At 63.9% G+C, this 20,848-nt stretch carries 23 protein-coding genes; 15 read left to right on the top strand and 8 right to left on the bottom strand.

The genetic code is table 11. The features are described 5' to 3' along the window. Nucleotides 1–8: 8 nt before the first annotated feature. The gene (locus ACFC25_RS19210) at nucleotides 9–152 is read left to right on the top strand and encodes a hypothetical protein (RefSeq protein WP_376048192.1); all 144 of its coding nucleotides are present in this window, start codon (nucleotides 9–11) and stop codon (nucleotides 150–152) included. Between the two features lie 8 nt (nucleotides 153–160). On the opposite strand, the gene ACFC25_RS19205 is transcribed toward ACFC25_RS19210, so the two are convergent. Further along, nucleotides 161–838 (bottom strand): alpha/beta family hydrolase, encoded by a 678-nt coding sequence (locus tag ACFC25_RS19205; RefSeq protein WP_376048118.1) that lies wholly within the window; start codon nucleotides 836–838, stop codon nucleotides 161–163. Between the two features lie 90 nt (nucleotides 839–928). On the opposite strand from ACFC25_RS19205, the gene ligD reads away from it, so the two are divergent. After that, nucleotides 929–1,951: a non-homologous end-joining DNA ligase gene (gene ligD / locus ACFC25_RS19200; RefSeq protein WP_376048115.1), complete on the top strand. Its 1,023-nt coding sequence runs from the start codon at nucleotides 929–931 to the stop codon at nucleotides 1,949–1,951. A gap of 108 nt (nucleotides 1,952–2,059) precedes the next feature. On the opposite strand, the gene ACFC25_RS19195 is transcribed toward ligD, so the two are convergent. Beyond that, nucleotides 2,060–2,680, bottom strand: coding sequence for an L-threonylcarbamoyladenylate synthase (locus tag ACFC25_RS19195; RefSeq protein WP_337347266.1), 621 nt, complete (start codon nucleotides 2,678–2,680; stop codon nucleotides 2,060–2,062). A gap of 263 nt (nucleotides 2,681–2,943) precedes the next feature. Next, nucleotides 2,944–3,114 carry a hypothetical protein gene (locus ACFC25_RS19190; RefSeq protein WP_376048112.1) on the bottom strand — a complete coding sequence of 57 codons (171 nt, stop codon included), beginning with the start codon at nucleotides 3,112–3,114 and terminating at the stop codon, nucleotides 2,944–2,946. A 131-nt stretch (nucleotides 3,115–3,245) separates the two neighbouring features. Between ACFC25_RS19190 and ACFC25_RS19185 the strand changes: the two genes are divergently transcribed. Together ACFC25_RS19185 and ACFC25_RS19180 are read left to right on the top strand one after the other, a co-directional pair. Further along, nucleotides 3,246–3,611 (top strand): DUF1801 domain-containing protein, encoded by a 366-nt coding sequence (locus ACFC25_RS19185; RefSeq protein ID WP_337352510.1) that lies wholly within the window; start codon nucleotides 3,246–3,248, stop codon nucleotides 3,609–3,611. A gap of 107 nt (nucleotides 3,612–3,718) precedes the next feature. Further along, complete coding sequence (locus ACFC25_RS19180; protein ID WP_376048189.1) at nucleotides 3,719–4,372, top strand: DNA alkylation repair protein; 654 nt, start codon at nucleotides 3,719–3,721, stop codon at nucleotides 4,370–4,372. Nucleotides 4,373–5,087: 715 nt separating this feature from the next. On the opposite strand, the gene ACFC25_RS19175 is transcribed toward ACFC25_RS19180, so the two are convergent. Next, entirely contained in the window at nucleotides 5,088–5,360 is a 273-nt protein-coding gene (locus tag ACFC25_RS19175) for a helix-turn-helix transcriptional regulator (protein WP_337347271.1), read from the bottom strand. A 52-nt stretch (nucleotides 5,361–5,412) separates the two neighbouring features. On the opposite strand from ACFC25_RS19175, the gene map reads away from it, so the two are divergent. Then, nucleotides 5,413–6,183, top strand: a complete 771-nt coding sequence (gene map / locus ACFC25_RS19170; RefSeq protein WP_337347272.1) for a type I methionyl aminopeptidase — start codon at nucleotides 5,413–5,415, stop codon at nucleotides 6,181–6,183. Between the two features lie 30 nt (nucleotides 6,184–6,213). On the opposite strand, the gene ACFC25_RS19165 is transcribed toward map, so the two are convergent. From ACFC25_RS19165 to ACFC25_RS19155, 3 genes are all read right to left on the bottom strand, one after another. Further along, nucleotides 6,214–7,254: an alpha/beta fold hydrolase gene (locus ACFC25_RS19165; protein ID WP_376048107.1), complete on the bottom strand. Its 1,041-nt coding sequence runs from the start codon at nucleotides 7,252–7,254 to the stop codon at nucleotides 6,214–6,216. Beyond that, on the bottom strand, nucleotides 7,226–7,825 hold the full coding sequence (locus ACFC25_RS19160; protein ID WP_376048104.1) for a class I SAM-dependent methyltransferase: 600 nt from the start codon (nucleotides 7,823–7,825) through the stop codon (nucleotides 7,226–7,228). Before ACFC25_RS19160 ends, ACFC25_RS19165 begins: the two co-directional genes overlap by 29 nt. A gap of 82 nt (nucleotides 7,826–7,907) precedes the next feature. Further along, entirely contained in the window at nucleotides 7,908–9,884 is a 1,977-nt protein-coding gene (locus ACFC25_RS19155) for an amino acid transporter (RefSeq protein ID WP_376048101.1), read from the bottom strand. 178 nt (nucleotides 9,885–10,062) lie between these two features. Here ACFC25_RS19155 and ACFC25_RS19150 point away from each other — a divergent pair, with 178 nt between their 5' ends. The 8 genes from ACFC25_RS19150 (at nucleotide 10,063) to ACFC25_RS19115 (ending at nucleotide 16,846) form a co-directional block, all read left to right on the top strand. After that, nucleotides 10,063–12,021 carry a DUF4118 domain-containing protein gene (locus ACFC25_RS19150; protein WP_376048098.1) on the top strand — a complete coding sequence of 653 codons (1,959 nt, stop codon included), beginning with the start codon at nucleotides 10,063–10,065 and terminating at the stop codon, nucleotides 12,019–12,021. Beyond that, the gene (locus ACFC25_RS19145; protein WP_376048095.1) at nucleotides 12,018–12,737 is read left to right on the top strand and encodes a response regulator; all 720 of its coding nucleotides are present in this window, start codon (nucleotides 12,018–12,020) and stop codon (nucleotides 12,735–12,737) included. The genes ACFC25_RS19150 and ACFC25_RS19145 overlap by 4 nt, the downstream gene beginning before the upstream one ends. A gap of 121 nt (nucleotides 12,738–12,858) precedes the next feature. Continuing rightward, nucleotides 12,859–13,290 carry a VOC family protein gene (locus ACFC25_RS19140; protein WP_337352502.1) on the top strand — a complete coding sequence of 144 codons (432 nt, stop codon included), beginning with the start codon at nucleotides 12,859–12,861 and terminating at the stop codon, nucleotides 13,288–13,290. Between the two features lie 57 nt (nucleotides 13,291–13,347). Beyond that, nucleotides 13,348–14,031, top strand: coding sequence for a hypothetical protein (locus tag ACFC25_RS19135; RefSeq protein WP_376048092.1), 684 nt, complete (start codon nucleotides 13,348–13,350; stop codon nucleotides 14,029–14,031). A gap of 15 nt (nucleotides 14,032–14,046) precedes the next feature. After that, nucleotides 14,047–14,556 carry an HAD domain-containing protein gene (locus ACFC25_RS19130; protein ID WP_376048089.1) on the top strand — a complete coding sequence of 170 codons (510 nt, stop codon included), beginning with the start codon at nucleotides 14,047–14,049 and terminating at the stop codon, nucleotides 14,554–14,556. 152 nt (nucleotides 14,557–14,708) lie between these two features. Then, the gene (locus tag ACFC25_RS19125; RefSeq protein WP_376048086.1) at nucleotides 14,709–15,962 is read left to right on the top strand and encodes an anion permease; all 1,254 of its coding nucleotides are present in this window, start codon (nucleotides 14,709–14,711) and stop codon (nucleotides 15,960–15,962) included. After that, nucleotides 15,959–16,180, top strand: coding sequence for a hypothetical protein (locus ACFC25_RS19120; protein ID WP_337347282.1), 222 nt, complete (start codon nucleotides 15,959–15,961; stop codon nucleotides 16,178–16,180). The genes ACFC25_RS19125 and ACFC25_RS19120 overlap by 4 nt, the downstream gene beginning before the upstream one ends. Before the next feature lie 108 nt (nucleotides 16,181–16,288). Continuing rightward, complete coding sequence (locus tag ACFC25_RS19115) at nucleotides 16,289–16,846, top strand: dihydrofolate reductase family protein (protein WP_337347283.1); 558 nt, start codon at nucleotides 16,289–16,291, stop codon at nucleotides 16,844–16,846. An 18-nt stretch (nucleotides 16,847–16,864) separates the two neighbouring features. On the opposite strand, the gene ACFC25_RS19110 is transcribed toward ACFC25_RS19115, so the two are convergent. After that, nucleotides 16,865–17,344 (bottom strand): hotdog fold thioesterase, encoded by a 480-nt coding sequence (locus ACFC25_RS19110; protein WP_376048082.1) that lies wholly within the window; start codon nucleotides 17,342–17,344, stop codon nucleotides 16,865–16,867. Between the two features lie 193 nt (nucleotides 17,345–17,537). Here ACFC25_RS19110 and polA point away from each other — a divergent pair, with 193 nt between their 5' ends. After that, nucleotides 17,538–20,180 carry a DNA polymerase I gene (gene polA / locus ACFC25_RS19105; protein ID WP_376048186.1) on the top strand — a complete coding sequence of 881 codons (2,643 nt, stop codon included), beginning with the start codon at nucleotides 17,538–17,540 and terminating at the stop codon, nucleotides 20,178–20,180. A gap of 55 nt (nucleotides 20,181–20,235) precedes the next feature. After that, the gene (locus tag ACFC25_RS19100; RefSeq protein ID WP_376048079.1) at nucleotides 20,236–20,847 is read left to right on the top strand and encodes a GyrI-like domain-containing protein; all 612 of its coding nucleotides are present in this window, start codon (nucleotides 20,236–20,238) and stop codon (nucleotides 20,845–20,847) included. The last annotated feature ends 1 nt before the right edge of the window (nucleotide 20,848 follow it).

The raw sequence follows: 20,848 nt of genomic DNA, 5'->3' as shown, positions 1-20,848 counted from the left end.
TGTTGCTTTTGAGTAGCCTTAACCTCCTGCTGGACGCCCGCCGGAGTGACGAGAACCGTCCGTATGGCAGCGGAAACGGCCAGGCCGGGTTCCCCAACGGACAATTGAGTTCCACCGCCTGGGAAGGCTGGTGGCACGAGGACGCCGCATAGCGGGAGGGTCAGCTGCGGGCGCGCATGAAGTCCGCAACCGTCGGGGCCAATGACGCTCCGATGTCTTCGGCGCTTCGCTTCCTGCCTGCGATGGCAAAGGAGTGGTCTCCACCCTCGATCCACTCCACTACGGCGGATGTGCCGATCCGGGACACCACGCCCTCCAATAGTTCCGGAGTGGCAAAGGTGTCGCGGGAACCCTGCAGGAACAACATGGGAAGCGTCAGCCCGTAAAGGTGTTCGTCGCGGATTTTTTCCGGCTTGCCCGGCGGGTGCAGCGGATAGCCGAGGTAAACCAGCCCGGCGGTGTCCATGCCTTCCGCGACGGCCATCGACGCCATCCGCCCGCCGAACGACTTGCCGGCCGCCCAGATGGGTCCGCTCTTCCCGTGCTCCGCGCCCTGCCGCGCTGCCTCGTCCATTGCCGCACGCCAGGCCGCGACCGCCACCGGGGGCCGGTCCGGGAACTTCCGTCCCGCCTCCCGGTACGGAAAGTTGAACCGCAAGGTGGCCACGCCTTCGTCGTTGAGGGCGTCGGTGAACCCGCGCATGAACGGATGCTCCATGCCCGCACCCGCTCCGTGGGCCAATACCAGCGTTGCAAACGGCTGCTCGGGACGGGCATAGGAAGCAGAAACCCCGACGTCGCCCACGGCGATGGTCAGGGGGGACTCTGAGACGGTCATGGATCCATCATGCCGGAAGTCCGCTGGTTCCGACGCCGGGCCCGATGCAATGTGGTTTGCCAGCGGAAAGGCGGGGTGTAGCTTGTCCCCATGGCGAGCGAACAGACTACCCTTACCGTCCCCGGGCCCAACGGCGAGCGTGAGATGCGGATTTCCAGCCCCAGCAGGGTCCTCTGGCCCGAGCTGGGGCTGACCAAGCTGGACCTGGCGCGCTACATAGTGGACGTTGGGGAGGCCTTCATTGCCGCTAACGGCGACCGGCCGGTGGCACTGCAAAGGTACTCAGACAACGTCGACGGAGAGCAGTTCTTCTCAAAGAACCCGCCCAAGGGTACGCCGGAGTTCATCCGGTCGGTGAAGGTGGTTTTTCCGAGCGCGCGCTCGCATCCCATGCTGGTGCTCGACGAGCCGGCGGCCGCGGTCTGGGCCGTGCAGATGAACACTGTGGTGTTCCACCCCTGGCCGTCGCGGACCGGGAATACGGACAACCCCGACCAGCTCCGGATCGACTTGGATCCCCAGCCGGGAACTGACTTCGACGACGCAGTTCCGGCCGCGCTGGCGCTGAAGGAGGTACTGGCGGAGGCAGGCCTGGACTGTTTCATCAAGACATCAGGAAACCGTGGGCTCCACGTTTACGCACCGATCAAGCCCACGCATGAGTTCCTGGATGTCCGGCACGCGGTCATCGCTGCCGCCCGCGAGCTGGAACGGCGCATGCCCGACAAGGTCACTACGTCCTGGTGGAAGGAGGAGCGCGGCGAGAAGGTCTTCCTGGACTTCAACCAGGCGAACCGCGACCGGACCATCGCCGGCGCCTATAGTCCCCGCGCCCTGGCCCACGCGTCGGTTTCCTGCCCCATCACGTGGGAGGAACTGGAGAGCATCAGTCCGAAGGACTTCACCATCCTCACTGTCCCGGACCGGCTGAAAACCGTTGGCGATCCTTGGGCGGACATTAACGCGAATCCGGGGACCATCGACACCCTTTTGGACTGGTGGGACCGTGACGTGAAGGCAGGACTCGGTGAGATGCCGTTCCCGCCCGACTATCCCAAGATGCCTGGCGAGCCTCCGCGTGTGCAGCCCAGCCGGGCGCGCAAGCAGGACTAAGGCGGGATTCACTGACTGATCGGGGGCCCGTTCGTTCCCGCGAGGTGGCACTTAACGGTAGCTCCGCCGTCGAACACTGTCGTTAAGTGTCATCTCGCGGAAGGGAACCTATTCGAAGCGGGAGGGGTCTCCGGTGCCGCGGCGTACCACCTCGGCAACGCCGCTGGAGAAATCCACCACGGTGGTGGGCTCGGACCCGCAGTCGCCGGAATCGATGACTGCGTCCACTTCGTGGTCCAGGCGTTCCTTGATCTCCCAGCCTTGGGTCAGCGGGTCCTCTTCGTCGGGAAGGAGCAATGTACTGGAAAGGAGTGGCTCGCCCAGCTCTGCCAGCAGTGCCTGCACCACGCGGTTGTCCGGGATCCGCACGCCCACAGTTTTCTTCTTGGGGTGCAGCAGCCGGCGCGGGACTTCCTTGGTGGCCGGCAGGATAAAGGTATAGCTGCCAGGGGTAACGGACTTGATGCTGCGAAAGACGTCGTTGCCGATGTTCACGAACTGGCCCAGCTGGGCGAAGTCCTTGCAGACAAGGGTGAAGTGGTGCTTGTCGTCGAGCTTGCGGATGGTCCGGATCCGGTCCAACGCGTCTTTATTGCCCAACTGTGCGCCTAACGCGTAGCAGGAGTCCGTTGGGTAGGCGATCAGGCCGCCGTCGAGCACTATGCGGACGGCCTGCGTGATGGCGCGCGGCTGGGGATCCTGGGGATGAACGTCGAAGTATCTGGCCATGCCCATGAGCCTACGGCCCGGCTGGGAATAGCGCACTCGCGACTTGCCCTCTCAATCAGGCAAATCCTGGCCGACTCAGTAATCATGGTAAATGGCCTTCCTGGTCGGCGGCGTCACAAGATTCATCCGGTCGGGATCAGTGCGGAGCGGGACTGGGCCGAGTGGTCAGCAAACGGCGCGCCTTTGAGCATCGACACCGTTGTCAGGGTGGATACGTCCTCGCCTGTCGATGCAGCCGCTGTAGTTGGCCTGCTGCCGTTCAGCTAGCCGCGGAGTTCCGATTCATCCCCAGATGCCTTCGCCTTTTCGGCTTGGCGTGCCGCGTCGATGATTCCATCAAGGGTCGCAGCGCGAACCACGCCGTACAGGACATAAAAGAAAACGGCTGCGCCCACGGCGCACAGCACCAGAAAATTCAGCGGATTGGCGTCCATGCGTTCTTCCCCCAAGAAGCTACGTTGACCTGATTCGGACATGTCAAAGCCTATCGTCAGATATCTCAGCGATGAGCACGTAGCGGACAGCGAAAGTGCTTGACTGTTTCATGACACTAAATCGAAACCCGGTGGTTGATTCGTTCCTGGAGTCGCTGGATCACCCCTTCAAGCCGGCAATTGAGTCGCTCCGGCTGGCAGTCCTCAACGGCGATGACGCAATAACGGAGCACATCAAGTGGAAAGCACCGAGCTTCTGCTTCAATTCCGTTGACCGGGTGACATTCAACCTGCGCCCGCTGAATCACATTCAGCTCATTTTCCACCGGGGTGCCAAGACGAACGAGGATGTCTTCCATTTTGATGCGTCGAAGTGGAGCGGGCTGTTGGAAATGATCGGGCAAGACCGCGGCCAAGTGATTTTTCCCAGCGCGGAAGTAGCGGCAGCACGGCAGGAGGATTTCGTAAGGCTCGTACGTGAATGGGTTCGTGACTAAGTGTTCGATGCTTCCAGTTTTCGGTCGTAGGCTGAATCGCACACATGATCGACAGGGAGGCAGACGTGGCTGATACGACGGTGGCCGAAACGACAGTGGACCAGGTGATGGCCGAGCTCGCCGCACTCGAGGACCCAAGGGCACGCGAGGTGAACGAGAAGCGCGGGGACGATCACGGCGTGAACCTCAGCAAGCTGCGCGCTGTGGCGAAGCGGCTGAAGACCCAGCAGGAACTTGCGCGCCAGCTCTGGGAAACGAATGACACCGCGGCGAGGCTCCTGGCGCTTCTGATCTGCCGGCCCAAGGCGTACGAGCGCGATGAGCTGGACGCCATGCTGCGCGAGGCAGGTACGCCCAAGGTGCACGACTGGCTCGTGAACTACGTAGTAAAGAAGAGCCCCCACTCCGAAGACCTGCGCCAGTCCTGGTTCGCGGATCCGGATCCAGTGGTCGCCAGTGCCGGCTGGGCGCTGACCACTGAACGCGTGGCGAAGAGTCCTGAAGGTCTGGACCTCCCCGGCCTCCTCGACGTCATTGAGTCCGAGATGCGGGAGGCACCTGATCGGCTGCAGTGGGCGATGAACCATTGCCTGGCTCAGATCGGGATTGAGCACGCCGAGCTCCGCGCCCGTGCACTGGACATCGGTGAGCGACTCGAAGTGCTCAAGGATTACCCGACGCCGCCCAACTGCACTTCTCCGTTCGCGCCCATCTGGATCAACGAAATGGTGCGCCGGGCGGGAGAGAGCCGGGCCGGATAGACAGGTGGACGTCGTTGGGCAACGACACGGCCGCCGTCAAGCGTAGGGAGTGCGGAACAGAGTGACTCCCCATTCAGGGTTATGGAGCACGATGCCAGCTTCCTTTGGCGCGAACTGCAACGGCCCTTGGAGGTACCTTGCCATCCGCTTCTGCTCCTCATCCCACGGGAAGTTGCAGGTGCCAATGGAGCTTTCCATGGACCCCGGCTCCGGCGTGATTGTCTGGCCGACAATGCTAACCCTCAGCGCGTACGAAGCATAGGGGATCCGGACGGTCATCAATGTGCTTCCCCCAACGTTGGAGAACCTTACGGCGTAGTCGCCGGAGCTTAGGCCCGGGCCAGACGGGACTGAGTCCGGCATCAGGGAGCCGGAAGTGAAGTACTGGCACTGCAGCACTCCATTGGCACGGGCCTCTTCCGGGCCTTGTTCCAAGCAGTCGTCTGCACCCTGACTGGAAGCCGTGGGAGGCGCCGGCGGAACCGGTGCGGGAGTCTTGCCCGGCGACAACTCTGCGCCCGTCGAGGGTGCTTGAGCCATAGACGACGGCCTGGCGGCGGTGTGGTTGTCGGAGACTGAGCCCTGCGGAGGCGCCAACCCACACGCAGCTGCTACGACGCCGATAGTAAGGCCCGCCGTCGACAGCACTATTTGCCTGCGCACCCGACGAAAAACGGTCCCCCCAGATGCGTCCATGGTTCGAACCCTACGTGCTCTAGGAGGCTACATCGAGCTTTTCGCCGGACGACCTTCGCAGCGTTCGCTGGATAGCATCCAACGAGAGGCCCAGTTCCTCGGCCAGGGAAGCCACGATCACGAAAGAAGGCGTCGCGATTCGACCCGTCTCGATTTTCCTGAGCGTCTCAGGGGATATTCCTGCTCCGAGAGCCACCTGGACAAGGGTCCGTTCTCCGCGTGCATGACGGAGCATCTCTCCGAGCAGCCTCCCGGCGCGGACATCTTCGGGGCTAAGAGGAACTCTGACCATCCTCCCAGCATAGTACCGTTATAATAATACCGGTTCTATATTGGAGGATTCGTTGATTGAGCTACTCACACCCCGGGAAATTGACCAAGCACGTCACTCGGGCCAATTCGTGGCAAAAACCTTGTCGGACTTGCGTCAGAGAATCGAGCCGGGGACCAATCTCCTGGACATCAACGAATGGGCAGCTTCGATGATCCGGAGCGCAGGAGCCCGCTCGTGTTATGTCGACTATGCCCCGGCGTTTGGGCGCGGGCCATTCGGAAAAGTCATCTGCACGTCCGTCAACGATGCCGTCCTGCACGGACTCCCTCATGACTACGTTTTAGTGGACGGGGACCTGCTCACGCTTGATTTCGCGGCAAGTGTCGATGGTTGGGTCACTGATTCCGCCATCAGCTTCGTTGTAGGGAGTTCTGCCGCGCCCGGGGACCTGAAGATGATTGAAACCACGGAAAAAGCGCTTCTGGCTGGCATCCGGGCGGCCGAGTCCGGAGCCCGTATCGGAGATATCTCCCACGCAATTGGCGCAGTGCTCGAATCAGCGCATTTTGAGGTCAATACCGAATTTGGCGGACATGGTGTTGGAAGCACCATGCACCAGGATCCGCATATTCCGAATATCGGTGCGCCTGGCCGTGGATACGTGCTGCGGCCTGGACTGCTTCTGGCAATAGAGCCTTGGGTTATGGACGGCACCAGCAAGCTGGTGACAGCTCCCGACGGGTGGACCCTGTGCAGCTCCAATGGCCGGCGGACCGCGCATTCCGAGCACACGGTTGCAGTCACGGAATCCGGACCCGTCATTCTCACTCAACTGGCCTAGAACGCTCCGCAGCCGTCGGTGCAAGTGAACTCAGGCCAGTGCAGCGATTTCTTCGACTGCTCGTGTCAGTGCTGCCATGCATCGAGTTCCGCCATGGCCCTCGTCCTCGATGACGATAAGCCGGCTGGACTCCCAGCGCCGGTGCAACTGCCATGCCGTGACGGCGGGGCCGCTGATGTCCCGCCTGCCGTGGATGAGGTAGCCGGGGATGCCATTGAGCTCGTGGATCCGCGGGATGATTTCCCGGCCATCGACGAGGAATCCGTCCTTGGACCAGTAGTGCGTGACCAGGAGCGCGAAGGTCATCCGTTGGCGCTCGTCTTCGAACAGCAGGCCAGGAAGCCAGTTAGGATCAAGCGAAATGTGCGTTGATTCCCACCGGTCCCAAGACAGTGCAGCGAGGCGCGCGTCTGCGCGATCCTGGCCCGCCAGCCGACGAGCGTAAGCATCCACTATCCGTTCGCCGGGGGCCGCGCTGGCCGCTTGTGCGAACTCAGCCCATGCTTCGGGGAAGATGCGTCCAACGTCTTCTGTGATCCACTGGATCTCGTCCCTGCTGCTTGTTGTCACCGCTACCAAAGCGATGCCGAGAACCCGCGCGGGGTACTCCAGGGCATAGGCGAGGGCAAGCGTGCTACCCCAGGAAACGCCGGTCACGATCCACTTCTGTACACCCAAGTGTTCTCTCACAGCCTCGATGTCTTTGATCAAGGCTTGCGTCGTGTTCTCGGGCAGGTGGTCAAGGTCGTCCTGGACGACGGGAGTGCTCTTGCCGCAACCGCGTTGGTCAAGACCGATAGTGCGGAACCGGCCGGGGTCGTGGCGTTTACGGTACCCGCCCCGACCAAGGGAACCGCCAGGGCCTCCATGAAGGTAAAGGACCGCAATCCCGTCGGGATCTCCGGTGGCTTCCCAGTAGATTTCGGCATGGGGCACAGTCACCCAGCCGCTTTTTGCCTGAAATTGCTCGTCCGTCACCGGATCCACAGTATTCGACGTCGTGCCGTTCCGGTTGTTCCCCGGGTTCGGGAAAAGCGAACCCTTACCGGCGGATCGCAGCAATGGCTGCATGCGGCCGCCTGCCGGCGTCATGCCTCGTTTCGACGTCGAGAACCTCGAACCCGGCATCCTGCAGTAGCCGGCTCATCTGGTCTAAAGAGCAGTAGTAAGCCTTTGTGATGGCATGGTCGAATGGCTCGGCGGAAACGCCCTCGAAAAAGCCAATGAGCAGGCGCCCTTGGGGCCTGAGCACGCGTGCGAGTTCGGAAAGAATATGCGGTAGCTCCGCCGGAACCAAGTGAATCAGCGAATACCAGGCGAGCACGCCACTCAGGCCCCCGTCCGCCACGTCCAGGGCACGAACTGAGGAGACCCGGAACAGTACCTCGGGGAAGCGGAGTCGGGCGATCTCTATGAACTCGGGAACGACATCAACACCTGCGATGTCGACACCCCGTTTGTGAAGGTAGTCCGTCCAATGTCCCGGGCCGCACCCGGCGTCGATAACCGGACCGCGAATCTCCCCGGCCCACCGTTCAATCCGGCGCAGGTCGTGCTCGTGCATGTCCTCGATGGCGCCAAGGACGCTCGTGTATTCTGCCGCACGCGCGGCGTAGGCATGCAGAACCTGCGCATCAGTCACGCACCAAGTCTAGGGACAGGCAAGGAGATACCCGGCAATGTCCCGGGCCGCACCAAAGTGATCCGGCCGCCGTCGGACGTCCTCACCCCACGTGCACCCACGGCCGCTTGGTGACATCCGGTTCGGCCTCCCGCAGGATCTCCCGTGTCACGGGAGCGATCTCACCCTCGCCCAGCACCAGGAAGCGCAGGAGGTTCACGGCAGGGTTGCCTTCGGTCCAGCGGAAGTACACGTGCGGCATCAGGCCAGTCACGTCCCGGATATGGAGGAGCACCGAGGCGATGGTGTTGGGTACTACGGGTCCGTGCACCTCCAGCACGGCGAAACCATGCCGCACTACGCCCCGGACTTCCAGCGCCGTTTCGAAGTCGGAGGAATCATCCACGGTGACTTCCAGGAACAGGGGCCGGTAGTCCGAGGGGAAGTGGCTGGCTTCGGTGGCGGACGCCAGCTTCTGCCGGTAGGCCTCCGCGGACTGGCGGAGCGGTTCGTGGGCGATGATGCCGATGGGCCCCGACAGGTTCTCCGCCATGAACTCCAGCGCCTGCGTATCCAACCGGACATGGGTGGCGTGCAATTCGAAGGAACGCAACACCCTGGACAGCAGCGAAATGCTCACGATCCCCAGGATGAAAAACCCCGCAATCCTGATTCCCTCGGGCCGCTCAAAGATGTTGGTGACTGTGGTGTAGACAAAAAGCACGGCAATCACTCCGAACCCCATGGCCCGCTTCCGTTGCTGCAGGCGGCGCGCCGAGAGCGTCACGGCCACCGCCGCCGAAGTCATCAGCACCAGGACGCCGGTGGCGTACGCACCGCCCTGGGCATCGACGTCGGCCTCAAACAGCCATGTGATGAGGAACCCGGTGAGCGTGAAGACGAGCACCAGTGGGCGGACGGCCTTCGCCCATTCGGGGGCCATGCCGTACCGCGGCAAGTATCGGGGAACAAGGTTCAGCAGGCCCGCCATTGCGGATGCCCCGGCGAACCAGAGAATGGCGATGGTGCTGAGGTCATACACGGTTCCGAACCCGTCTCCCAGGTATTCGTGCGCAAGGAACGCCAACGCCCTTCCGTTCGCTTCCCCGCCGGGCTGGAACTCGTGCCCGGGGATCAGGACCACCGTCGTAAAACTGCTCGTCACCAGGAAGGCACTCATGATCATTGCGGCGGCGGTCAGCATCTTCCGTGTCCCCTGGATCCGTCCGGCCGGGTCCCCGTCGGTATCACCGGCGCCACCGCGCACCTGCGGCATCACCGCCACTCCTGTTTCGAAGCCGGACAGTCCCAGGGCCAGTTTGGGGAAGACCAGTAATGCCATGGCCACTGCCATGAGCGGATTGCCGTGCGATGTGTTGAGGGTCTGCCACCAGTCACCGACAGCAACCGGATGGGCCGCCGCCTCGCCGAGCGACGTGGCGATGACCACCACATTGAGCCCCAGGTACAGGACCACCAGTACGACGGCGACGCCGATGGCCTCCTTGAACCCGCGAAGGAAGACCGCGGCGAGCAACGCAAGCAGCACCAGCGTCACTGCCACCTCCTGGCCGTGCAGGAACTCCGGAGCAAACGGGTTTTCGATGAGGTGCGCGGTGGCATCGGCAGCGGAGAGGGTCATGGTGATCATGAAGTCCGTCGCGGCAAAACCGAGCAGCACCAGCACCAGAAGCTTTCCGCCCCACCGGGGGAGCAGCCGTTCCAGCATCGCGATGGACCCCTCACCGCGGGGGCTCTCGCCCGCCACCCTCCGATAGACCGGCAGGGCCCCTAACAAGGTCACAGCAACCAGGACCAGCGTGGCCAGGGGAGAGATGGCACCGGCAGCCAGTGCCGCGATGGCCGGCTGGTACCCGAGGGTAGAGAAGTAGTCCACGCCCGTCAGGCACATCACCTGCCACCAGTGGTGCTTCTTCTCCTCGTCAGCCGCGAGGCCACCTGGGCCCTGGTGTGCGCCTTTGGAGTCCTGCAGTCCGAACAGCAGCCAACTGCCAAAGGCCGCCTTCCGCGTCGGGCGGAGGGCGGACGGGTCGGCCGGGGGCCTGCTCATGGTGGTCATGAAAGCCTTTCAGTCCACAGCACGGCGCCGCGGGCACAGCCGAATCTAGTACCGGCCGGACCTGCGGGACCTGGATTCCCCAGCATCTTGACGCATCCTTAACACCGCTATGACCAACACCACAGCTTGTGCGGCCGGACGGTGAAGGCGTGCAGGATCCTGGTGGGAGAATGGCCGCATGGCACGGGAACGGATAGTCATTGGCCTCAACGGCAGCGACGACGCAGAACTGCTCATCCGCCGCGCCGCCAGGATCCTGGAAAGGAGCGACGGCGGCGAACTGGTGGCCGTCCACGTCCGCACCGCAGAGGATGCGCCGGGAGAATCGCCGCAGGCGCTGGAGGCCCAGCGGCGGCTGGTCGTAGAACTGGGCGGAAGCTACCACACGCTCTCGGCACTTGACCCGGCGTCGGCCCTGCTCGACTACGCCCGCAAGTCCGATGCCACCCACATCGTGGTCGGCCAGTCCCGCCGCAGGCCGTTGGCCGGCCAGCTGTCCGGGCTCCTGTCCGGCGGCAGCGTGGAAACCAGGGTGGTCCGCGGCGCGGGGGACATTGACGTCCAGGTAGTGCCCCGCTCCGCGCCCGTGCACACCCCGCGGCGCAGGAGGCCCACCCTTGGCGGGGCGCGGGCCGGTGCCGGCTTTGCGCTCGCAGCTGCCCTTCCTGTCCTGCTGCAGTTGCTGCTGGCCGCGTTCGACCACAGCGTTGCCACCGCGGTCCTGATCCAGCTTGCGGGCGCCGTCGCGGTGGCGCTGGTGGGCGGGCTGTGGCCCGCCGTCGTCGGCGCGCTGTGGAGCAGCCTGCTGGTGAACTATTTTTCGACGCCGCCGCTGGGGGACCTCGCTGTCAGTGATCCGCAGGACTTCCTGTCCCTGGGTATCTTTGTGGGCGTGTCCGTGGCAGTGGCCGGTGTAGTGGACAGGTCCGCCCGCCGGTCAAAGGAAGCCGCCCGGGCCCAGGCCGAGGCCGCCACGCTGGGTGATCTCGCCTTGGGCGCCTCCCGCTCGGAGGACACCCTCGAAGGCCTCCTGGCGGAAGCCCTGGACGTTTTCGGTGCAACAGGCGCTGGAGTGTTCAGCAGCCAAACCGTGAAAGCGGAAGGCGCTGGACCGGTGTCGGAACTTTCAAGGGACGGGGGCCCGGACGCTGACGGCCGGGTATGGCGGTTGGTGGCCGGTGCCGGGGACATTGCCGGGTGGGAGCCGGGTGTTGCTGTCATAGCGGGCAGCACTGCAGAGCCGGTCGACGCCGATACCCGGCTCGTGCTGTTCGGCCGGCAGGTGCCGGCGTCGGAAAGCAGGCTGCTGGGTGCCTTTGCGGTCCACGTCAAAGCCCAGCTGGAGCGCCGGCAGTTGGCCGTAAGTCGCCGCGAGGTGCTGCGCCTGGCCGAAGGGAACACCATGCGCACTGCCATCCTGCGGGCTGTTTCGCACGATCTGCGGACGCCACTGGCCGGAATCAAGCTCGCCGCAGGTGGACTGCTGCAACGGACAGTCACCTATACCGCTGCTGAGGAGAGGGAGTTGCTGGAAACCATCGATGAGTGCACCGACCGGCTGGACCAGCTAGTCGGTAACCTCCTGGATATGTCAAGGATTACCGCCGATTCGGTTATGCCCACGCTTGGGCCGGTTCGGTGGAGCGACGTTGTTTCCCCGGCCCTCCGTGGGCTGCCGGAGGGAACTGTCCGGGTTGAACTGCCGGCCAACATGCCTGTCGTGGAAGCCGATCCGGTGCTGCTGGAACGCGTCATCGCCAACATCGTCGAAAACGCCGTCAAGTACGCCCCCGGATCCGGCATCACCATCACCGGCGCTTCCGACGGAATGGGTGCAGACACCCTGGATGGCTATCCTTCCGGAGAGTTGCGGATCATCGACCACGGCGCTGGCGTACCCGCCCAAAAAGTGCTGGACATGTTCCGGCCGTTCCAGCGGCTCCACGACCTTCCCCAATCCACGGGGGTGGGCCTGGGCCTGGCCGTCGCGGACGGATTCATCAAGGCCATGGGCGGCACGCTGACCGCACAGGAGACTCCCGGCGGGGGATTGACCATGGTCATCACGTTGGCCCTTTCCACCGGCGAAGCGGGCGCGCGCCATGCTGCAGGCCAGCCGCGGCAGGATGCCACGTGAACGCGGCCCAGACACACTCTTCGGGCACGCATCCGGGCCAACGGACCAGCGTCCTCGTGGTGGACGACGACCCCCACCTGCTGAAGGCGCTCCGGATCACGCTCCAGGCCCATGGCTATGCCGTGGATACAGCGGCCGACGGCGGCAGCGCCTTGCGTGCCGCATCGCACCGGCCGCCGGACCTGATGGTTTTGGACCTCGGGCTACCGGACCTGGACGGAGCGGAGGTACTCCGGGAACTCCGCCGCTGGAGCAGCCTGCCGGTGCTGGTGCTGTCCGCCCGCCATGGCTCCTCGGATAAAGTGGACGCCCTCGACGCCGGCGCGGATGACTACATCACCAAACCCTTCGGTCTGGACGAACTCCTCGCCCGGCTGCGCGCGCTGCTCCGCCGTGTGCCCGAGCCCGAATCGGCACCCACCGTGGCGGCCTCGTCCTTCACTGTGGACCTTGCCCAGCGGCGCGTCACCAGGGATGGCGACGCTGTGCGGCTGACACCCACCGAATGGAGCATCCTGGAGCTGCTGGTCCGGAACCCGGCCCGGCTGGTAACGCAGCAGCAACTCCTGCTGGACGTCTGGGGGCCTGCTTACCAGAAGGAAGCCAATTACCTGCGCGTGTACATGGCGCAGCTTCGCCGGAAGCTGGAGACCGACCCCGGAAACCCGCGCCACCTGCTCACCGAACCCGGCGTGGGGTACCGGTTCGTGCCTTGAGCCACGCCGTCGGCCAACAGTGAAACCGGCGGCCAGGGAACCCTATGAAGCCGGGTGGAATTGGGGCAGTATGTTGACTGTTCCTTTCCGATTCCGTTCCGTACCGCAAGGAGATTTGTCCATGCCAACGACGCTCAACCCCTACCTCGGATTCCGCGACAACGCCCGGGAGGCGATGACCTTTTACCAGTCCGTGTTCGGCGGCGACCTTGCCCTGAGCACGTTCGGCGAATTCCAGGCCAGCGAAGATCCGGCAGAGGCCGATAAAATCATGCATGGCATGCTGACCACCGATAAGGGCCTGGTACTGATGGGGGCAGACACCCCCAACGGCATGGACCTCGCGCAGGGCAGCTCCATCTCGGTTTCCCTCAGCGGCGATGACGAAGCAGAGCTCCGCGGCTACTGGGACAAGCTGTCCGGCGACGGCGGCTCTGTGACCGTTCCGCTGGAACCGGCACCTTGGGGCGACATCTTCGGCATGTGCACGGACAAATTCGGTACCGCCTGGTTGGTAAACGTCAATAACCCCCTGGCGGCTCCCGCGTCCTAGGCAGGCCCGAAGCCATAGTCCTTGAGCAGCTGCCTCGCGCGGTGCGACGATAGAAGCGTGCAGCCCATCCTGGATTTTATGGCCCATTACTGGTGGCTGGTCTTTCCGCTCAGTGGTGTCATGGGCGGTTGGGCCAAGGCGTGGCAGAACTCCACCGAGCGCAGGCACCAGCGCCGGGTGGAGCTCTACAAGCTGAGGAATCTGACGCTGCAGGCGGAGCAGGTAGCCGAGGCCGAAGTGGCCATGCTGATGGCCAGTCATGACGCCGTGAACAAACGATGGCTGGACTACGAGCTCGATGTAGGCAAGCTGATCGATTTTCCCTTGATGACTGATGTCCGCGAACCCCTGACCGTGGCGTTCCTGCGGGCGAAACGCGAGGCCGACGGGCTTCGGCCTGCCGCGGCTAAAGAACTCACGGTGCCCTCCCGGCTCGAGGCCTACCGCTCGGCGGTCAACGGCTATGAGGTGGCTTTTTCCGTAGCCGAACGCGAGGCCAGGCGCATCAAGGATTCGAACTTTTCGGGCCCTGAGCGTGAACGCCTGGCTACAGCCAGGAAGCTGCTTCGTCTCGCGGAAGACAGCGCAGCCACGCCGGCAGAGCGTCAGGCAGCGTACAAGCGGGCTCGCCGCGAACTGGACGGTCTGATTGTCCTTCCCGACGCCACGGTGATAGCTCTCGAGGAGAAAGTGGCGCCCATGCTGGACTCCGGCCACGCCCCGGACTACCCACAACGCTAGAGCTGCGGTTCGGCTGTGCGGAACGTCACCCTCTACTTGGATGTGGACGGAGTCATCTGCCCTTTCGGCCCCGCCGGCAGGAGCGAATGGGGCAGCGAATGGTGCCAGGCCGATGCCGGTTTGCTGCCCGTGGCCTATGCACAGGAACTGGTGGACGGGCTCAATGACCTCGCCGCGAGGTCGGGCGTCGCGTGCATTTGGCTTACCAGCTGGGAGGAGATGGCGCCGGAATACCTGTGCCCCGCCATTGGACTGGACGGCGGCCGATGGCCATACCTGACCGCTGACGGCGGCAATACAGGGGAGCGGTGGTGGAAGCTTGCGGCGCTCCAGGCGGATCTGGAACGTAGTAGCCCGGAGCGCATTGTCTGGATCGACGACCAGCTCCGGTTCGAGAAAGAGGCACAGCAATGGGCCCGGTTCCTCGGCGCGCGGATCCTCCTGGTCTCGCCGGATCCACGGCTGGGAATTTCGCCCGCGGAACTCGAATCCGTCAGTTCCTTTCTGATATCGCCGCTGTTTTGACCTGATGCCCGGTACGCGTACGATCGATAAGGTTTCACGCCGGTTGTGTTAACGCCACAGGTCATTCCACGCGAACAGCTGGTGAATTATGGTGTGCAAGGCAGCCGGGGGAAAGAAACTGCTGAACGTCGACTCTGCAGATTGGGCAACAGGTGGATATCACCTTCATGGTGGCGCTGGTCATCGCACTGGCACTATTTTTCGACTTCACGAACGGCTTCCATGACACCGCGAATGCGATGGCCACGCCTATCGCCACAGGTGCCATCAAGCCAAAAACGGCGGTGACACTCGCCGCTGTCCTGAACCTGGTGGGCGCATTCCTGTCAACGGAGGTCGCCAAGACAGTTTCCGGCGGCATCATCAGGGAAGGCTCCGACGGCGTCCAGATCACGCCGGACATCATCTTCGCCGGCCTGATGGGCGCCATCCTGTGGAACATGATCACCTGGCTGAAGGGCCTGCCGTCCAGTTCGTCCCATGCACTGTTCGGTGGACTGATCGGCGCGGCCATCGCGGGGATCGGGTTCAACTCCGTCAATCTGGAGACACTCCTGCAGAAGGTCATCCTGCCGGCCATCTTCGCCCCCCTCATCGCTGGGATTGTGGCCTACATCTGCACCAGGCTCGCCTATGCCCTGACCGCCCGCCACGACCCCGAAACGGGCAGCAAGCTCACGCAGAAGCGAGGCGGATTCCGCACCGGCCAGATCTTTACCTCCAGCCTGGTGGCACTGGCGCACGGCACTAATGACGCGCAGAAGACCATGGGCATCATCACCCTGGTCCTGATTGCCGCAGGAACCCAGGCACCAGGCTCCGGCCCGCAGTTCTGGGTCATCGCCGCGTGCGCCATTGCCATTGCCGTAGGCACCTATGCTGGCGGCTGGCGCATCATCCGCACCATGGGCTCCGGGCTCACCGAGGTTAAGCCCGCCCAGGGTTTCGCGGCCGAGACCAGCACCGCTTCGGCCATCCTGGCCTCCTCCCACCTGGGCTTTGCCCTTTCCACAACGCAGGTTGCGTCCGGATCGGTCATCGGCTCCGGCATGGGCCGCAAGGGCACCACGGTCCGCTGGAACATGGTGGGCAAGATCGCGCTGGGCTGGCTGTTTACACTCCCGGCCGCGGGCATTGTCGGTGCCTTGACGGCATTGCTCGTCAAGACAGGCGTGGTGGGTGTACTGATTGCCGCCGTCGCCGGTACGGCTGCCGTGCTGTTTATGTTCTTCTACTCCCGTAAGTCCCATGTTGGCCACCACAACGCCGTGGAGGTCGAGGAAGCCGGGCAGGTCGTCCGCTTCGCCAAGAAGAAAGCCCTCGCGCGGGCCCGCGCCCGCACCAAGGACAAGACCGCAGCTGAAGCCCCAGCCGAAGCGTCTGAGCAGAAGGATACGCAGCGATGAAGTGGTTGGAACTCCTGACCGTAGGCGGCGCCACCTTGGTGGCTGCCGTGACCGTAGTAGTCCTGTACTCGCTTGGCGTCCGGCTGACCGCCATCGCCGGTGACGCCCAGCAGGCCTCGCCGCGCGCCAAACGCTCCTTCGCATATATCTGTTTCGGCCTCTGCGGTGTTGCCGTGCTGTTTGGGCTGTACCTGATCATCCCGTACTTCAGCAAGTAGTTTTTTCCGGGGGATAGGCCCCGGCGGGGAATAGCTAAGACTGTTGCGACGAGCCCGGACTGCGGGTGGAGTATGGGAACCCGGAGTCGAAATGACTACGCTTGAGCCATGTCCCGCTTCCAGTACTTCGTGGCCGCGTCCCTGGACGGCTTCATCGCCACCGCACATGACGACCTCACCTGGCTCCTGCAATTCGACGGCTTCGACGGCGGGCAGGACAGCTACGACACCTTCATGGAGGGCGTGGGCTGCATCGTCATGGGCGGGGAAACCTACGCCTGGCTGATGAAGCACGAAGCCGGCAAATGGCCCTACCCGTCCACGCCCTGCTACGTCTTCACCCGGCACGAGCACACGGCGCCGGCCGGTTCAGACGTCACATTTGTCCGCGGCCCGGTCCGGGAGTTCGTACAGGATTTCAAGGACGACGCCGGCGGGAAGAATGTGTGGGTGGTGGGCGGCGGCAACCTGGCAGCCCAGTTCGCCGCTGCGGGGTACCTGGATGAACTCATCCTCTCGGTCATCCCGGTGGTGCTGGGCGATGGCAAGCGGTTGTTGCCGCTGGAAGGCCCGACGGCGCCACTGGAGCTGACTGCTTCGCGCACCATGGGGCGGGGGGTAGTTGAGTTGCGCTACAACCTCAACCCTGCGGACACGGCTGGCTAGGATCCCCTGCCTGCTGGACTAGTCGCCCTTTTTCGCGGACCCATTGTCCCTGAGCATGTTGGTGATGCGGGCCGTTGACAGCCGCCTGCCCTTGTCATCGGTCATGACCACCTCGTGTGTGGTCAGCGTCCCGCCGAGGTGGACGGCGGTGCACGTACCGGTGACGGTGCCGGCCGCAACGGACCGGTGGTGGGTGGCGTTGACCTCGATGCCCACGGCATGCCTGCCGGCGCCGGCGTGCATGCCCGCCGCAAAGGATCCCAGTGTTTCGGCCAGCACAACGTGGGCTCCGCCATGCAGGATGCCCGCCACCTGGGTGTTGCCTTCCACCGGCATGGTGGCCACCGTCCGCTCGGGACTCATCTCCAGGAAGTGGATGCCCATCTTGAGCACCAGGGCACCGATCCCATATCCGCTGAGCCACTCATGCAGCTGTTCGGGGATGCCTGCTGTGACCAACTCCTCAGTAAAGGGGCCGGGCGTGAAATTGTCCATCATGGGAACTAGGCTGGCACCTGTGAGTGAAACTACCAAACCGGCCCCCTTCCCTTCCGAAACCGTTGCCCTTGAGGCTGACGCCGCCCTGCAGGACATCAAGGTCCCGCCGGCCGGGGGCCGGGTTTCCGCTACCGAGGCTCCCGTCATTCCTATTACCAGCCAGCCGCGCCTCCTGGTGCTGGACGGGCATTCGATGGCGTTCCGGGCGTTCTTCGCGCTGCCCGCCGACAAGTTTTCCACCGCCAACGGACAGCACACCAACGCAATCCACGGCTTTACCTCCATGCTGATCAACCTGATCAAGGAACAGCAGCCCACGCACATCGCCGTCGCCTTCGATGTCTCGGACGAGACCACGCACCGCAAAGCCGAGTACAGCGACTACAAAGGTGGCCGCAACGAAACGCCCCGGGAGATGAGCGGCCAGATCGACCTCATCGACAAGGTCATGCAGGCGTGGGGCATCAAGACCATCAAGCTGCCCGGCTACGAAGCGGACGACATCCTGGCAACGCTGTCCGTGATGGGGGAGAAGGCCGGCTACGAAGTCCTCCTGGTCACCGGCGACCGCGATGCGTTCCAGCTCATCACCGACAACGTTTTTGTGTTGTACCCCCGCAAGGGTGTCAGCGACATCCCCCGGCTGGACGCTGCGGCAATCCAGGAGAAGTACTTTGTCACGCCGCCGCAGTATTCCGACCTCGCCGCGCTGGTGGGGGAGTCCTCCGATAACCTTCCGGGTGTTCCGGGTGTCGGGCCCAAGACCGCCGCGAAGTGGATCAACCTTTACGGCGGACTCGAGGGTGTCCTTGAGCACGTGGATGCGATCGGCGGCAAGGTGGGCGACGCCCTCCGGGAAAACATCGAGGACGTTAAGCGCAATCGCCGTCTGAACCGGCTCCACACTGACCTCGAACTGCCGGTGACCCTGGAGGACCTCGCGGACCCGCGGCCGGACGAAGCTGCCCTCGAGCAGTTGTTCGACGAGTTGGAGTTCAAAACCATCCGTGCCCGGCTCTTCGCGCTGTACGGCAGCGAGGACCTGGAACCGGCGGAGCGCGAGAACGTCGCAGTGCCGGAGTATAAAACCCCGTCCAACGCAGCAGAATTGGGTGCTTTCCTCGCTGCCGGTGCAGGGAAACGCTCGGCCGTCGCCGTTGACCTTGTTCCCGGCCGAATCGGCGAAGACGCCGCAGCCATCGCCATTGTCCGTGACGATGCGGCCGTATACATCGACCTCGCCGGCCAGGACGCCGCAGCCGAAAACGTCCTTGCGGACTGGCTGCGGGACGCGTCGTCGCCCAAGGTCATGCACGGCTACAAAGCTGCCCTGAAGGCGCTGTCCAGCCGCGGCCTGGGTCTGGAAGGGGTGGTGGATGACACGTCCATCTCCGGCTACCTCATCCAGCCGGACCGCCGCACCTATGAACTGGCCGAGCTCGCCCAGCACCACCTGAACGTGAGCATCTCCTCCGAGACTGCCAAAGCAGGCCAGCTTGAGCTGTCGTTCGACGGCGATGACGCCGCCGCCGCTGACGCACTGGTCCAAGTGGCCGCCGTCGTCCAGGCGCTGAGCCGATACTTCGAATCGGAACTTGCCGAACGCCAGGCCGCGGACTTGCTGGCCACCCTGGAATTGCCTGTCAGCAGGGTGCTGGCCGACATGGAGCTCGCCGGCATCGCCATCGATATGCCCCGTATGGATGAGCAGCTCGCGGACCTCGCCAAGGTAATTGACAACGCCCAGGAACTCGCGTTCGCGGCGATCGGCCACGAGGTCAACCTCGGTTCACCCAAGCAGCTCCAGACTGTTCTGTTCGAGGAACTGCAGTTGCCGAAGACCAAGAAGATCAAATCGGGCTACACCACCGATGCCGCGTCGTTGAAGAACCTGTTGGAAAAAACCGGGCATGAATTCCTGGTCCAGCTCATGGCCCACCGCGAGTCCTCGAAGCTGCGCCAAATGCTGGAGTCGCTGAAGAAGTCCGTCACGGAAGACGGCCGGATCCACACCACCTACGCGCAGAACGTCGCAGCCACGGGCCGGATCTCTTCCAATAACCCCAACTTGCAGAACATCCCCATCCGCAGCGAGGAAGGCCGGCGAGTCCGCGGCATCTTTGTGGTCAGCGAAGGCTATGACTGCCTGCTGTCCGCCGACTACTCGCAGATCGAAATGCGCATCATGGCGCACCTTTCGGGGGACGCCGGCCTGATCCAGGCCTACAAGGACGGCGAGGACCTCCACCGCTTTGTGGGCTCCAACATCTTCCACGTCCCCACCGACCAAGTCACCAGCGCCATGCGTTCGAAGGTCAAGGCCATGTCATATGGCCTCGCCTACGGCCTGACGTCCTTTGGCCTCTCCAAGCAGCTGGAAATTTCCGTCGACGAAGCCCGGACACTCATGAAGGACTACTTCGACCGGTTCGGCGCCGTTCGCGACTACCTCCGCGGGGTGGTGGACCAGGCCCGGATTGACGGCTACACCGCCACTATCGAGGGGCGCCGCCGCTACCTCCCGGACCTCACCAGCACGGATCGCCAGCTGCGCGAGAACGCAGAACGCATCGCGCTGAACTCGCCCATCCAGGGCTCGGCGGCGGACATCATCAAGCGCGCCATGCTGGGTGTGCACGAGGAACTGGCGGCCCAGGGCCTGAAGTCCCGTATGCTCCTCCAGGTCCATGACGAACTGGTGCTCGAAGTGGCTACCGGCGAGCGGGAAGTGGTGGAGAAACTCGTCACCGAACAGATGGCCGGCGCCGCGGACCTCAGCGTCCCCCTCGACGTACAGATCGGCGTGGGTCCGAGCTGGTACGACGCCGGGCACTAGGAACGCCAGCGGCACAGGCCAGGGGCAGGGGCAGGGGACCGAAGGGCGGGGCGCGATGGACAAGTACGACGTCAGGAAACAGTTCAAGGAACTGTACGCGCCCCGCGCCCGGGACTTCGCGGTGGTTACCGTGCCCCCGCTGAACTACCTGATGCTGGACGGCCAAGGTAACCCCGGAACTGCGCCCGAGTACGCCGCTGCCCTGGAAGCGCTGTACTCGGTCTCCTATGCCGTGAAGTTTGCCAGCAAGCACGCGGGCCGGGACTACGCCGTCGGGCCGCTGGAGGGTCTATGGATGGCCGACGATCCCGGGGCCTTCACCCGGGGCGACAAGGACAGTTGGAAGTGGACCATGATGATCCCGCAGCCCGACTGGATTGGACCCGCCGACCTCCAGGACGGCATCGCAAACGCCGCTGCGAAGAAGGTGCCGCGGCTGGACCGGCTCCGGCTTGAGACGCTCGACGAAGGGCTTTCGGTGCAGATCCTGCACATCGGCAGCTACGACGACGAGGCTCCCACCCTGCACCGCCTGCACCATGAGTTCATGCCGGCCAACGGCTTCGGGTTCGCCGGGCCGCACCACGAGATCTACCTCAGCGACGCCCGGAGGGTGGCGCCGGAAAAGCTCAAAACTATCCTCCGCCAGCCCGTGCGGAGGATCTGAC

Origin of the sequence: Pseudarthrobacter sp. NPDC055928 (assembly GCF_042270935.1) — a bacterium.
Classification (GTDB): domain Bacteria; phylum Actinomycetota; class Actinomycetes; order Actinomycetales; family Micrococcaceae; genus Arthrobacter.
This window is presented reverse-complemented; position numbering and strand designations above follow the sequence as displayed.